Source organism: Streptomyces sp. NPDC054786, assembly GCF_053611685.1.
Window position 1 is genome coordinate 101617 of record NZ_JBSHAW010000008.1, and the last position, 14263, is coordinate 115879.

The following is a 14263-nucleotide window of genomic DNA, read 5'->3' on the forward strand; positions in this document are numbered from 1 at the left end:
GGCGCCGCGGTCGTCTTTGGGGGCGCCCCCGGGGCGCGGGGGCCCGCCGCCGCCCCCCGCCCCCCCCGGCGGGGGGGCGCCCGGGGGGCGCCGCCCCCCCCCCCCCCCACTTCCGTGCCGTGCGCCGGGTCGGCGCGGCGGCATCCACAGGCTGTGGACAGAGCACAGGAACCCGTCGCCCGCCAGTCACTCCTCGCCATTTCACCTGGCCGCGCATTAACCCGTAGTAACTATGGAGCAATGGGTGACGTTCCCGTTACTTTCCGCATGCACGGTCGTGACCACGACCCGCGGCACCGGAGGGGTTCATGCGACGTATCACCACCAAGATCGGCATGCTCGCGGCGGCGGCACTGCTCGCCGTCGCGGCGGCCGGGCCCGCCCAGGGCAAGCAGGCGAGCGACGCCGCGCACCGCACCCAGGCCGAGACGGCGGCCTACTTCGTGATGACCGACATCACCCACGAGGAATTCGTCATCAAGCTCACCGACCCCCGCAAGATCCAGCACGCCCGGGACCTGCTGAGCGGCGCGTCCCACTCGGAGCCGCATGTCATCGGCAGGATCGACAAGCGCCCCGCCCCGTACAACTGGCGCTGGAGCTTCCACCTCCGCCCGGAGACGATCGACTTCTTCGACTTCGCCATCGAGGTCTGTGACGCCACCACGCCCTACGTCGAAGACCATCTGGACGAGGCCGGCGGCCCGTTCCTGCCCGGGCTGATCTGGTGCCCATGGACCTCGAAGCTGGTGCGGGAGGTGCCCCAGCCGTAAGGCCGGGGGTTTTGGGCCGCCGGCCGGGCCTCGCCCGCCGGCGGCCGCCCCGCATCCCTCCGGGAGCAGCGGCCCTCAGCCCCCCGGCGTCACCAGCCGCGCCTCGTACGCAAACACCGCCGCCTGGGTGCGGTCGCGCAGCCCCAGCTTCACCAGAATGCGGCTGACATGGGTCTTCACCGTGGATTCGGCGACGACGAGATGCTCGGCGATCTCGCCGTTCGAAAGGCCCTGGGCGACCAGCACGAGGACCTCGGTCTCGCGCTCGGTGAGGTCGGCAATGCGTTCCTGGGCGGGGGCACGAGGGGTGCCCAGCCGGGAGAACTCGGAGATCAGGCGCTTGGTGACGGTGGGGGCGAGCAGGGCCTCGCCGGAGGCGACGATGCGGACGCCCTCGGCGAGCTGGCCGGCCGAGGCGTCCTTGAGCAGGAAGCCGCTGGCCCCGGAGCGCAGCGCTTGGTAGACGTACTCGTCCAGGTCGAAGGTGGTCAGCACCAGGACCTTGGCGTCCGCGTCGGCGGCCACGATCTCGCGGGTCGCCTCCAGGCCGTTCATCTCCGGCATCCGGATGTCCATCAGGACGACATCGGGCTTGAGGACCGCGACCTTGCGCACCGCCTGGCGGCCGTCGACCGCCTCCCCGACCACCTCGATGTCCGGCATGGCGTTGAGCAGGACGGAGAAGCCCTCTCGGACCATCACCTGGTCGTCGACGATCAGTACCCGGATCACGCCTTGCCCCCCGCCCTGGTCTCGCCCGCCGTGTGCGACACCGGAATGAACGCGGCGACCTCGAAGCCACCGTCCTCGGTGCGGTCGGCCGTCATCTCGCCGCCCAGCATTTGTACCCGCTCCCGCATCCCCAGGACACCGTGCCCCGCGCCCGGGGATGGTTTGGCCAGCCGGCTCGGCGGACCATTGACGATGCGCACGCCCAGCCCGCCCAGCACATAGGAGACCTCCACCCGCGCCTCGGCGCCCGGCGAGTGCCGCAGCGCATTGCTCAGCCCCTCCTGCACGATCCGGTAGGCGGACAGCTCGACGCCCTGCGGCAGCGGCCGGGGCGCACCGGTGGTCACCGCCTCGACGGTCAGCCCGGCGCTGCGGACGCTGGCGAGCAGCGCGTCGAGGCTGCCGAGCGTCGGCTGCGGGGCCTCCGGATCGCTCTCGGCGAAGGCGTCCGGGTCCGCGGAGCGGACCACACCGAGGATGCGGCGCAGCTCGGCGAGCGCGGCAACGGCGTTCTCACGGATCGTCGAGAAGGACGTGGCGAGCTCGGGCGGGGTGTCCTTGACGCGGTAGGGAGCCGCCTCGGCCTGGATGGCGATCACGGACATGTGGTGGGCGACCACATCGTGCAGCTCACGGGCGATGAGGGCGCGCTCCTCCAGGAGCGTGCGCCGGGAGCGCTCCTCCGCGGTGGCGGTCCGGTTCTCGACGACCTGCCGGCGCTCCTCGCGCCAGGCGCGGATCGCGGCGGCGGAGACCAGCACCACTCCGCAGAAGATCGCCACCGGCGGCAGATCGCCGGTGTCCTTCCCCACGAGCGCCGTCACCACGGCCGACAGGGCAAAGGTGACCAGCCACATCTCGATGGCCAGCCGGGGCCGGGTGCGCAGCACCACGAGGACCATCACCGCGAGATGGGTGGCAAAGGCGGCGCCGAAGAGGCTGGCGAACGGAGAGGAGAAGCCCGCATAGACGAACGCCGACACCACGAAGGCGGACAGCGACAGCCAGTAGGCGCCCACCGGGCGGAAGAGCGTGAGCATCGGCCCCGCGGCGACCAGCGCGCTGAAGCCGGTGACCAGGACGGAGCGCACCGACCCGGGCTCGGAGCTGCTGGTCAGGTTCGCCAGGAAGACGCACATCGAGAAGAAGCCGACGGCGAAGTGCGGCAGCCAGCGCATCCAGTGCCGCAGCCGCTGCGGCAGGAACGGCACCCACCGGGACACCTTGGCGTCCTCCAGCGGCGGCATCGGGCGGAAGGCGAAGGCATCGACGAACAGGTCCTGGCGCAGCCGGTGCAGTGCGCCATGGGCTATCCGGGCCTCGGAACGCAGACTGCTCTGCGACTGGGTCGTGTCGTTCACGCTGACAACGGTAAGCAACGACGGGCCCCCGGGCGTCCCCACCAGTGGGGATCTGCCCGGATCCGCCTCAAGTACTACATGGTCGGTGCAGGAGAGCGACAAGTGTGTGACAGCTGGGACTGCCGGGGGTGACGGGGCCGTAGTGGCCGACGCCGGGCAGCTCGCGCAGGTCCGTGGTGCCGGGGCTGTGGGCGGCGTAGCGGCGGGAGAGGTCGAGGGGGACGTCGGGGTCGTCGGTGCCGTGCAGGATCGTGACCGGGACACCGGCGGGCGGATGGCACGCCGGGTCGGCCGCGGCCATGCGCGCCGCGAGGCCGGGCCCGGCACCGAGCAGCTCGGCGACCGCGCCGTTGCTCAGGCCCAGCGCATGGGCGCGGGCGAGGTCGGCGACCGGTGAGACGGCGAGGACGCGGGACACGGGGGTGCCCGGGCGGCCGGCGGCGAGCAGCGCGAGGTGGCCGCCCGCGGAGTGGCCGACCAGGACCGGAGCTTCGCCCCCGGGCACCTCGCGCACCGCCGCCGCGATGCCCGCCGTGACGTCCTCGAAGGTCTGCGGCGCCCCGCCGCCCGCACCGACCCTGCGGTATTCGGCGAGCGCGACCGGCAGCCCCCGCCCGGCGAGTTCGGCGGCGAGCGGCGACAGATGGCGGCGGTCGTAGGCCGCGCGCCAGAAGCCGCCGTGCAGGAGGACGACCGGCGGGCCGCCCGCCGTCCGGGCCCGCCCGCCGTCGGCCGCCCGCGGCAGGTACAGGTCGACGATCTGGTCCGGATGCGGCCCGTACGCCACGGTCCGGTCCGGCGCCACCGGGGCGAGCCCCAGCAGCGCCGCCTCCTCGTCCGCCACGCTCACCCGTCGGCCCCGGCCGCCCCGGACTCGACATCGGGCAGCGCCCGCAACACCTCGCCGAGCACCCACGCCGCCCGCTCCGCGTCCGCGAAGGAGGTGTAGAGCGGGGTGAAGCCGAAGCGCAGCACGTCGGGTGGGCGGAAGTCGCCGACCACCCCGCGCCGTATCAGCTCGTCCATCACCTCTCTCGCCGTGGGGACAGCTCCCTGCTCGACCGAAGCGGAGAGCTTGGAGGAGCACTCCAGCGACACCTGGCTGCCGCGCCGCTGATGGTCGTACGGCGTGACGGAGCGGGCCCGGCCCGGCGGCACGTAGGAGGTCACGCACTCCAGGAAGAAGTCGGTCAGGGCGAGGCTCTTGGTGCGTACGGCCTCGATGGACACCCCGTCCCAAACCTCCAGCGCCGCCTCCAGCGCGAGCAGCGACAGGATGTCGGGGGTACCGACCCGGGCGCGCGAGATGCCCTCGGCGGGGGTGTAGGCGGGATCCATGGCGAACGGATCGGCGTGCGAGTTCCAGCCCGGCAGCGGCGATTCGAACCGCTCCTGGAGGCTTTCGCGGACGTAGAGGTAGGCGGGCGAACCCGGGCCGCCGTTGAGGTACTTGTACGTACAGCCGACGGCGAGGTCGACGTGGTGCGCATCGAGGCCGACCGGCAGCGCGCCGGCGCTGTGGCACAGGTCCCAGACGGCGAGCGCGCCCGCGGAGTGCAGGGCGTTGGTGATGCCGGGCAGGTCGTTGAGCCGGCCGGTGCGGTAGTCGACGTGGTTGACCAGCGCCAGCGCGGTCCGCTCGGTGACCTCGTCGGCGATCCGCGCGGGCTCGACCGGGCGTACCGCGAGGCCGGTCATCCGGGCTGCGGACCGGGCGATATAGCCGTCGGTCGGGAAGGTGGTGGCATCGACGAGGATCTCCGTACAGCCCTTGCCGGCCATCCGGACACCGCCGACCACGGCCTTGAAGAGGTTGACGCTGGTCGAGTCGCCGACCACCACCCGGCCCGGTGCCGCCCCGATCAGCGGCGCGATCTTGTCGCCGACCCGCTCGGGCGCGGTCCACCAGCCGGACTCGGTCCAGGACCGGATGCGCAGCTCGCCCCACTCGCGGGCGATGACATCGGCGAGACGGCCGGGCACCGTACGGGGCAGCGCTCCGAGGGAGTTGCCGTCCAGGTAGACCCCGGCATCGCCGGAGGCATGATCAGGCGCGGAGTCGAGGACGAACCGGTCGCGGACCGCGGCGAGCGGGTCGGCGGCGTCCCACTCCGCGGCGCGCGCGGCCATGTCACGGGAGGGCGCGTGAAGGCCGTCGTCGCCGGGGAGTTCCGGGGTCTCAGACATGGCTGCGCGCCGTCCACAGCTCGGGGAAGACGTTCTTGCGGGCCCGCTTCTCCAGCCAGGCCACGCCCGCGGAACCGCCGGTCCCCATCTTCGCTCCCATGGCCCGCCGGGTCGCGACCAGATGGTCGTTGCGCCAGCGCCAGACCAGCTCGGCGACATCGGTGAGCGCCTCGCCGAGCCCGACGAGGTCGGACTCCTGCGACCCGGCGTAGATCCCGGCCCAGACGGCCTCGACGTCCGGGTCCGCCTCGTAGCGCTGTGCGGGGTCCCGCCGGAGCACGGCCTCGGGCACGGCGTGGCCGCGGCGGGCGAGCAGCCGCAGCACCTCGTCCCACAGGCTCGGCTCCTGGAGGGCCTTCTCCAGCTCGGCGTGCTCCCGCGAGGCGCCGCGGTGCGGCACCAGCATCGACGCGGACTTCTCGCCGAGCAGGAACTCCATCCGCCGGTACATGGCGGACTGGAAGCCGGAGCCCTCGCCGAGCGCGCTGCGGTAGGCGTTGAACTGCGCCGGGGTCAGCCGGGCGAGCGGCTTCCAGGCGGCGTTCAGCGCCTCCAGCTCGTAGGTGGAGCGGCGCAGCGCCTCCATCACCACCGGCAGATCGTCGCGGCGCAGCGCCTCGGCGGCGGTGTGCCATTCATGGACGATGACCGTGAACCACAGCTCCATGACCTGGGTGGTGACCAGGAAGACCATCTCGCCGGGGTCGTCGGAGAGCGGGTGCTGCAGGTGGGTCAGGACATCCGCCTGGACATAGTCCTCGTACGGGGTGGTACTGCTGCTGCCGATGCTGAGATCCGGGGCGAACGGCGGGTCGGACTCGGCGGCGCCGGCCGGTGCGGAACCCGCTGCGGGTGCGGTCGACGCGCTCTCCACGGAATCGATGGGAGACGGCTGCGACATGAGGGACTCCTCAAGTGCGAACTACCGGGTAGCGGTCCGCCCCTTCCTCGTCGGCTCGGGAGCCCCGGTCCCCTCGGGCGCGGGATGACCCGGCCCACTGGAAATCATCCGTGCTGGACAGCGACCGCGCAAGGGCCGACCGCGAGCACGCGGCCGGCCCGTTGATCTTGCCCGGCGCTCCCCGGCGGGGGAGCTGTGGTTCCCCAGGGGAACCGGCGGCGGCCCTCAGGTGAGGGTGTCGGCCGCGGTCGGCGAGGAGTCCCGCAGGAAGGTCGAGCAGCGCTCGTACTCCTCCTGCTCGCCGATCGCCTGGGCGGCGCGGGCGAGGGCGTGCAGCGCCCGCAGGAAGCCGCGGTTGGGCTCGTGCTCGAAGGGCACCGGCCCGTGGCCCTTCCAGCCGGCCCGGCGCAGCGAGTCCAGGCCGCGGTGGTAGCCGGTGCGGGCGTAGGCGTACGACTCGACGACCCGGCCTTGTTCGAAGGCGTCGTCCGCGAGCTGGGCCCAGGCCAGGGAGGAGGTCGGGTACTTCGCGGCGACGTCGGACGGTGCCGTGCCCGCGGCGAGCAGCTCGCGCGGCTCCGGGTCGTCGGGCAGATGGGTCGGGGGCGGTCCCCCGAGGAGGTTCTCGTGAATGGCCATGCTTCCCAGTCTGCCTGGTTGCCGGGGCGGGGTGGAGAGCGGCCGGGATCTTGCGCCCCGGCTTGTGCAACGGGACGGAAGGCGGATACTGGCCGGAGGCCGGCCCTCCGGGCGCCCGGGCCCGGTCCGTCGGCCAGGCCCTAAGAGCCCTCGGCCGGTCGCCCCGGTCCCCCGGTACCCGGCAGCCGCTTCACCTCCCGGGCCGTGACCTCACCCGGGTCCAGCGGCGGTGCACTCACCCCGCAGTGGTAGGTCGTCTCCGCCCGGCACGGCTCCGCGGCGCCCGGTTCGGCGCGCAGAACGTTGGTGCGCACGGTCAGCAGGCCGATCAGCCCGCCGGCCACCAGGATGCCCGCACACAGCGGCATCGCGCGCTGGAAGGCCGCACCGAATTCGTCCGCCGAGCGGTAGGCCTCCGGGCCGATGCCCGCCAGCAGCGGCAGTGCGGCCACCGCCATCAGGCTCGCGGCCCGCGCCGCCGCATTGTTGATACCGCTGGCCAGGCCCGCCCGGTCCACGTCCACCGACGCCAGCACCGTCGCGGTGAGCGGTGCGACCAGCGTCACCATCCCCGCGCCCAGCACCACCAGCGCGGGCAGCACATCGGTGAAGTACGAGGCGCCCTGGCCCACCCGCATCATCAGCAGCATGCCCGCCGCACACAGCAGCGGTCCGACGGTGAGCGGAATGCGCGGCCCGATGCGCTGCCCCAGCTGTCCGGAGCGGGCGGACAGCAGCAGCATCAGCACGGTGGTGGGCAGCAGCGCGGTACCGGCCTGCAGCGCCGAGTACCCCACCACGACCTGGAGCTGGAGCACGGCCAGGAAGAAGAAGCCGCCGAAGGCGGCGTAGACGCACACCGTCACCGCATTGACGGCCGAGAACAGCCGGATGCCGAAGATGGCCGGGGGCAGCATGGGATCCGCCCGCCGCCGCTCGACATGGACGAAGAGCACCCCGAGCAGCACCCCGGCCACCGCCGGAATGATCACGCCGGGCCCGGCGCCCCCGCCCGGTGCGGCGATCAGCGCATACGTCACCCCGGCCAGCGCCAGCGCCCCCAGCACCGCGCCCTGCACATCGAAGCCGCGGCGCTCGCGGGCGTCCCGCTCCCGGGTCTCGGGTACGTGCCGCAGCGCCACCGGTACGCACACCATCGCCAGCGGCACGTTCAGAAAGAACACCCAGCGCCAGCCGGCCCCGTCCACCAGCCAGCCGCCGATGAACGGGCCGATCGCCGCGGCCACGCCGCCGAGCCCCGACCAGGCGCCGACCGCCCGCGCCCGGTCGTCGGGGTGGAAGACGGCCTGGATCAGGGCCAGTGAGCCGGGGGTGAGCAGCGCTCCGCCAACGCCCTGCAGCGCCCGGGCCGCGACCAGCACCCCGGCGTCCGGCGCCAGCCCGCACAGCAGCGAGGCCGCGGCGAACCACACCACGCCGATCACGAACACCCGGCGCCGGCCGAAGCGGTCGCCGAGGGCTCCGCCCAGCAGGATCAGCGAGGAGAGGGTGAGCATGTAGGCGGTGACGGTCCACTGGAGGACCGCCAGATCCGCGTTGAGGTCCTCGCCGATCCTGGGCAGTGCGACATTGACGACGGTGCTGTCGAGCATCGCCATGCCGGACCCCAGCACGGCCGTCGCCAGCACCCATCGGCCCTGTGCCGTGGTCAGCCGGACCGCGCCGGGCGCGCTCGGTTCGCTCATACCGCGAGCATGCCCGTATCCGCGCCCGCTCGACCGCCCTGTGCACAAGGCGGTCAGCGCGTCCGGACACACAGCAGGCTCCGCATCCCGGCGGATGCGGAGCCTGGTGCGCAGCGAGCCGGCCGTGCGGCCGCCCCGCGCTTACTTGATCTTGGTGCCGGTGGAGCGCAGGTTGTCGCAGGCCTGGGTGACGCGCTGGGCCATGCCGGCCTCGGCCAGCTTGCCCCAGCTGCGCGGGTCGTAGTGCTTCTTGTTGCCGACCTCGCCGTCGACCTTCAGCACACCGTCGTAGTTACGGAACATGTGGTCCGCGATCGGGCGGGTGAAGGCGTACTGGGTGTCGGTGTCCAGGTTCATCTTGACCACACCGTTCTCCAGCGCGGTGGCGATCTCCTCCGGGGTGGAGCCGGAGCCGCCGTGGAAGACGAAGTCGAAGGGGGCGGTCTTGCCGTACTTGGCGCCGACGCCCTCCTGGAGGTCCTTCAGCAGCTCGGGGCGGAGCACCACATTGCCCGGCTTGTAGACGCCGTGGACATTGCCGAAGGAGGCGGCGAGCAGGTAGCGGCCCTTCTCGCCCAGGCCCAGCGCCTCGGCGGTGCGCAGCGCGTCGTCGACCGTGGTGTAGAGCTCGTCGTTGATCTCGTGGGTGACGCCGTCCTCCTCGCCGCCGGTCGGGGTGATCTCGACCTCAAGGATGATCTTGGCGGCGGCGGCCTTGGCGAGCAGCTCCTGGCCGATGGCCAGGTTGTCGGCCAGGTTCTCGGCCGAGCCGTCCCACATGTGGGACTGGAACAGCGGGTTCTGGCCCTTGGCGACGCGCTCCGCGGAGATGTCCAGCAGCGGGCGTACGTAGCCGTCGAGCTTGTCCTTCGGGCAGTGGTCGGTGTGCAGCGCGACGGTGACGTCGTACTTCTCGGCCACGATGTGCGCGAACTCGGCGAGCGCGACCGCGCCGGTCACCATGTCCTTCTTGTACTGGCCGCCCAGGAACTCCGCACCACCGGTGGAGATCTGGATGATGCCGTCGCTCTCGGCCTCGGCGAACCCGCGCAGCGCGGCGTGCAGCGTCTGCGTCGACGTGACGTTGATGGCCGGGTAGGCGAACTTTCCTGCCTTCGCCCGGTCCAGCATCTCGTTGTAGACCTCGGGAGTTGCGATGGGCATCTGTCCGCTCCTTGTGTATGCGGGTTGCGTTCTTGGCCCTGACCAGGGGGCGAGGACTTCGCCGAGCACATCTTCCCAGACTCGGCGAATTGCTCCACATTCCGCGCCCGGCCGTCCCGCAGTGTGGGCGGCCGGTTTCACGTGAAACCAGCCGCCCGTCGACAAAGCCGCAGTTCAGCGCGGCTTTCCCGGTTCCGCGTGGCCCCTCGGCCGACGTCAGCTCAGGCCGAGGTCGCCGAGCTGGTAGCCGGTGATGTAGGGGAGTCCGGCCTCCGCGATCGCGGACGCGGCACCCCGGTCGACGATCGTTGCCACCGCAACGACCTCGGCGCCCGCCTCACGCGCCGCCTCGACGGCGGTCAGCGGGGAGCCACCGGTGGTGGAGGTGTCCTCGACGACCAGGACCCGGCGGCCCTTGATGTCCGGACCCTCGATACGGCGCTGCATCCCGTGCGCCTTCTGCGCCTTGCGGACGACGAACGCGTCCAGCCGGCCGCCGCGTGCGGCGGAGGCGTGCAGCATCGAGGTCGCGACCGGGTCGGCACCGAGCGTCAGCCCGCCGACCGCGTCGTAGTCCAGATCGGCGGTGATCTCCAGCATCAGCTGACCGACCAGCGGCGCGGCCTCGCCGTCCAGGGTGATCCGGCGCAGGTCGATGTAGTAGTCGGCCTCCTTGCCGGAGGAAAGCGTCACCTTGCCGTGCACCACGGCCTTGTCCTTGATCTGCTGCAGCAGCTCGCCGCGCGCGTCGTCACTCATGCGCATGAGCTTAGGCGGTGTCCCCCGACAGGCTCCGCCAGCTCCAGGTCGTGGAGATCTCCAGCGGGTCGATGGGCGTGACCAGGCGCGGCAGGGTGTTGAGACCGTTCGGCGGGCCGGACTGCGGCTCGACGCAGACCGCGGCCTCCTGCTCGTCGTAGACCACGGCCCACTCGGCGCGGCTGCTGATCTTCAGCTCCAGCCGGCCCGGCCAGGTGAGGGTGGCCTCGACCCCTTGCGGCATACCGAAGCAGTCGTCCCAGGGCCCCGGCTGCGGCACGATCCGCCGGCCGGTCGGGAGATGGTCGTCGCCCCGCTCCTCCTGCCACCCGGGCGTGAAGTCGAGACGTGCGTCCTCGCCTCCCTCACCGAGATTCCGCCGGAACCACGGGTGCCATCCGGCCTGCGCGGGGAAGGAGTCGCCGGTCGCCTCGACGCCCATGGTGAGGGTGAGCGAGCCGCCGTCCGCGGCGAGCTCGACGAGCTGGGTCACCCGCCCCGGGTACGGCCAGGGTGCCGCCGGATCGGCGAGATCGTAGGTGAAGACCGCCTCCGTGGCGCTCGAACGCGCGGTCCGCCAGCGGAGGTTGCGGCCGGTGCCATGGATGGCGTGCGGCGCGGCGTTGAGCGGCATCTGGTGCAGTTCGGCCCCGTTGCGGAACTGCCCGTGCTCGATCCGGCCGCACCACGGAACCATCGGGAAGCAGCCGTACTTGGCGCCCTGCCGCAGCAGCTCCGTACCGCCGACACGGAGGCCGGCGATCCGGCAGCCGTTGTCCGGATGGACGGTCAGTTCGGTGTCTCCCGCGGCCAGCCGTACGCCTGGTGACGCCTGCGCCGACGCTGCGTTCTGCGTGGTGTTGTCGGTACTCACGGGACCGACCCTAGCGGTGCCCCGGCGCCCGGCGCGGGACGCCGGGACGGGCCCGCAGCCGGTCCGCAGCGCCCGTGAACGCCGGGGTCAGCGCCGCCGGCGCAGCACCCGGCCGACGACCACGGCGGACGCCAGCACCACCGCGGCGGCGGGCGCCGCCCAGCGCAGGGTCGCCGAGGCGGCGCTCTGCTCGGGCGCGGGCACCGGTGCGTACCGCCCGCGCGGCGGGGCGTGGTCGACCTCCTCCGCGCTCCGCCCGATCATCGTCCGGCGGGCGTGCGCGGCCTCGGCGGGCGCGATGCCGTCCGCATCGTGGCCGTAGGCGTGCTCGGGATGCGCATCGTGCACCGCATGGATTGCGTCCTCGGCGTCCCCCGCGTCGAGGTCCTCGGCGGCATCGTCGGGGTCCGCCGCTTCCATGGCGTCCTCGTCGCTGCCCGGATCCAGGGACGGCGGCGGCACCTCGGTATCGAACACCCCCGGCTTGGCCGCCTCGGCGGCGCCCCCGGCCGGACCGTCGTCGTCGGCCGGACCGTCGCCGTCGGCCGGAGCGTCGACGGCCTGCCCCGCCACCGGCCGCTGCCGCAGATCGGCCGCGAGGTTCTCCGCGAAGCGGTCCAGCAGCCGGCGGCCGGCGGTCTCGGCGGAGTGGTCGCTGACCTCGGCGAACCGGCCGTCGCCGTGGACCGTGCCGGAGCAGGCCAGCGTCGTACCGGGGCCGGGCTCGGTGGCCGGGGAGAGCCGTACGGCCAGGGTCAGCGCGACCGACCCGTCGCCCCGGGCCTCGGTGCCCTTCGCCTCGACGGTCACCGTGGGGGCCGCACCGTCGTCGCCGGGTCTGTCGTCCGCGGCGGCGCCGACCGTCAGCGTGCCGCGGTAGGTGATGGTGGAGCTTCCGATACGCAGCCGCAGCCGGCCCACCGGGGACCGGGGGGCCGCATCGGCGTCGAGCTGGACTCCCGGGACACAGCGCGCCACCCGCTCCGGCTCGGTGAGCGCCTGCCGCACGGTCCCGACGGGAAACGGAACGTACACCTCATGCTCCATGACATGGGAGCCTACCCAGCACCCCCGCACCCCGTGCCCGACCGCACAGAACTTTCTGCACAAAGGCCCCGGCCCCACACCGGACCCATGTCGGCCGTGCCCTCCCCCCGCACCGCCCCCGCGTCCGCCGCGCCCCCGGCACCGCTCCCACGTGCACCACGCCCTCCCCGCACCGGCGCCGCGCGGCCCCGGTCCCACCCGCTCAGTCGAGGTAGCGGGGATGCATCAGCGTCGACGCCGGCAGCCCGGACAGCCGGTCGCGGGCCTCGCCGCGCCGCCCGGCCTGCAGCTCCTCGCGGGTGAGGCCGGCCGGCGGCGGCGCATCGGATGCCAGACCGAACCGCGGCCGGTGCCGCGCGGCCAGCACGAAGCCCCAGTACCGGTCCCGGCCCGCCACCGGCGCTGCGGCGGGCACCTCGCCGTCCACCGGCGGGACGGGGTCGGCCGTGCGGTCCGGACCGCCGTAGAACGACGCGGGCCGGCCGGCCAGGCGGTACGGCACGGTCGCCAGGCCCACCGACCGGACCGTGGACTCCACCGTCCAGTACAGGCGCGCGCGCTCGACCGGCGGCCCGGCGTGCACCACCAGCCGCCCGTCGGGCGCCAGCAGCCGTGTCGTCAGGCCGTAGAACTCCTGCGAGTAGAGCTTGGTGCTCGCGGCGATCCCGGGGTCGGGAAGGTCGGAGACGATGACGTCGTACGGCGCCGGCCGCCGGCCGCGGGCGCACAGGCCCTGCTGCCGCAGCCAGTCGAAGGCATCGGCGGTGACCACATGCACCCGCGGATCGCTGAGCGAGTGGTGGTTGAGGCGGGAGAGACCGGGGTCGGTGCGCGCCAGCCGCAGAACACCGGGGTCGAGTTCGACGACGGTCACCGAGCGGACCGAGCGGTGGCGGAGGATCTCGCGCACCGCGAGGCCGTCGCCGCCGCCGAGGACCAGCACCCGCCTGTGCGGGCCGCCCGCCATCGCCGGATGCACCAGCGCTTCGTGGTAGCGGTATTCGGTCTCCGCGCTGACCCGGAGCCGGCCGTCCAGATACAGCGCCAGCGGTCCGCCGGAACCTTTCCTCCCCCGCCCCGCACCGGCTCCGGCGCCCGTGCCGCCGGTCAGCACCACTTCCTGGACGCCGGTCTGCACCGCGACCCGCGCCGAGGAGCCGTACACGGCCTGCCGGGCCGCCCGTTCGAACGGCGTGGCCAGCAGCATGCCCGCGGCCAGCAGCGCGAGGACCAGGGCGTTGGCGGCGAGCAGCGCCCAGCGGGCGCGGGCGCTCAGATCGTGGCGGAAGAGCCACAGCACCAGCACGCCACCGGCCACCGCGTTGACACCGCCGGTGAGCAGCGCGCCGGTCAGCTGGCCGAAGCCCGGCAGCAGCAGAAAGGGGAAGGCCAGGCCGCCGACGAGCGCGCCGACATAGTCCGCGGCGAAGAGGTCGGCGACCGCGCCGCCCGCGTCCTGCCGGCGCACCCGCTGGATCAGCGTCATCAGCAGCGGCACCTCGGCGCCGATCAGGATGCCGATGGCCAGGGAGAAGCCGACGAGCGCGGAGCGGGACTGGCCGAACCAGGCGAAGCAGGCGTAGAGCGCCATCGCGGAGCTGCCGCCGACCAGCGCAAGACCGGCCTCGACCGCGCCGAAGCCGACCGCGGCCCGGCAGCGCAGCCGCTTGGCCAGCAGCGCACCGATGCCCATCGCGAAGACCATGACGGACAGCACGACCGACGCCTGGGTGACGGAGTCGCCGACCAAGTACGTGGCCAGCGCGACCAGTTCGAGTTCGTAGACCAGGCCGCAGGCGGCGCAGACGAAGACGACGGCGAGGACGAGCAGCCGGCCGAGCCCGGTCGGCACGGGCAGCCGCGCCGGCGTCATGGCCTCCGGCGGCCCGGGGACGCCGGTGAGAACGGGCTCTGGCGGGTCGATCATAAAGTGAACGCTACGTGACGAACCTGTGGCTCTCCGTCACCCACACGAGTGCACTCTGCGGGCTACACGCGCCAGTTGGGGCATTTTCATTGCCCGGGGCGCACGTGCCACATCCGCACCACACCGGCGGATGGGACCGCGCACACCACACCGTCCGCGCCCCACCAGACATCCACGCCCCCGGCGCACAGCC

General features: G+C 73.1%; 13 protein-coding genes. 1 reads left to right on the forward strand and 12 read right to left on the reverse strand.

Going from position 1 to position 14263, the window contains the following annotated elements; translation table 11 throughout:
* Window positions 1-308 precede the first annotated feature (308 nt).
* On the forward strand, window positions 309-773 hold the full coding sequence (locus ACWGI6_RS09415; RefSeq protein WP_393909411.1) for a BP74-related protein: 465 nt from the start codon (window positions 309-311) through the stop codon (window positions 771-773).
* A 75-nt stretch (window positions 774-848) separates the two neighbouring features.
* Here ACWGI6_RS09415 and ACWGI6_RS09420 read toward each other — a convergent pair whose 3' ends face one another.
* The 12 genes from ACWGI6_RS09420 to ACWGI6_RS09475 form a co-directional block, all read right to left on the reverse strand.
* Window positions 849-1472, reverse strand: coding sequence for a response regulator (locus tag ACWGI6_RS09420; protein WP_453267003.1), 624 nt, complete (start codon window positions 1470-1472; stop codon window positions 849-851).
* Window positions 1473-1501: 29 nt separating this feature from the next.
* A complete protein-coding gene (locus ACWGI6_RS09425) occupies window positions 1502-2818 on the reverse strand; it encodes a sensor histidine kinase (RefSeq protein WP_453267004.1) in 1317 nt (438 codons plus the stop codon).
* Window positions 2819-2933: 115 nt separating this feature from the next.
* Entirely contained in the window at window positions 2934-3716 is a 783-nt protein-coding gene (locus ACWGI6_RS09430) for an alpha/beta hydrolase (RefSeq protein ID WP_453266930.1), read from the reverse strand.
* Window positions 3713-5053, reverse strand: coding sequence for a kynureninase (gene kynU, locus ACWGI6_RS09435; protein WP_453266931.1), 1341 nt, complete (start codon window positions 5051-5053; stop codon window positions 3713-3715). The genes ACWGI6_RS09430 and kynU overlap by 4 nt, the downstream gene beginning before the upstream one ends.
* The gene (locus ACWGI6_RS09440) at window positions 5046-5954 is read right to left on the reverse strand and encodes a tryptophan 2,3-dioxygenase family protein (protein ID WP_453266932.1); all 909 of its coding nucleotides are present in this window, start codon (window positions 5952-5954) and stop codon (window positions 5046-5048) included. Before ACWGI6_RS09440 ends, kynU begins: the two co-directional genes overlap by 8 nt.
* A gap of 225 nt (window positions 5955-6179) precedes the next feature.
* Entirely contained in the window at window positions 6180-6593 is a 414-nt protein-coding gene (locus tag ACWGI6_RS09445; protein WP_393909415.1) for a DUF3151 domain-containing protein, read from the reverse strand.
* A gap of 140 nt (window positions 6594-6733) precedes the next feature.
* The gene (locus ACWGI6_RS09450) at window positions 6734-8299 is read right to left on the reverse strand and encodes an MFS transporter (protein ID WP_453266933.1); all 1566 of its coding nucleotides are present in this window, start codon (window positions 8297-8299) and stop codon (window positions 6734-6736) included.
* A 141-nt stretch (window positions 8300-8440) separates the two neighbouring features.
* Window positions 8441-9463 carry a class II fructose-bisphosphate aldolase gene (gene fbaA, locus ACWGI6_RS09455; RefSeq protein ID WP_453266934.1) on the reverse strand — a complete coding sequence of 341 codons (1023 nt, stop codon included), beginning with the start codon at window positions 9461-9463 and terminating at the stop codon, window positions 8441-8443.
* 216 nt (window positions 9464-9679) lie between these two features.
* Window positions 9680-10222, reverse strand: a complete 543-nt coding sequence (pyrE, locus tag ACWGI6_RS09460; protein WP_393909418.1) for an orotate phosphoribosyltransferase — start codon at window positions 10220-10222, stop codon at window positions 9680-9682.
* A 10-nt stretch (window positions 10223-10232) separates the two neighbouring features.
* On the reverse strand, window positions 10233-11096 hold the full coding sequence (locus ACWGI6_RS09465) for an aldose epimerase family protein (RefSeq protein WP_453266935.1): 864 nt from the start codon (window positions 11094-11096) through the stop codon (window positions 10233-10235).
* Window positions 11097-11183: 87 nt separating this feature from the next.
* Window positions 11184-12143, reverse strand: a complete 960-nt coding sequence (locus tag ACWGI6_RS09470; protein WP_453266936.1) for an SRPBCC domain-containing protein — start codon at window positions 12141-12143, stop codon at window positions 11184-11186.
* 202 nt (window positions 12144-12345) lie between these two features.
* The gene (locus ACWGI6_RS09475; RefSeq protein ID WP_453266937.1) at window positions 12346-14070 is read right to left on the reverse strand and encodes a polyamine aminopropyltransferase; all 1725 of its coding nucleotides are present in this window, start codon (window positions 14068-14070) and stop codon (window positions 12346-12348) included.
* Window positions 14071-14263: the final 193 nt, after the last annotated feature.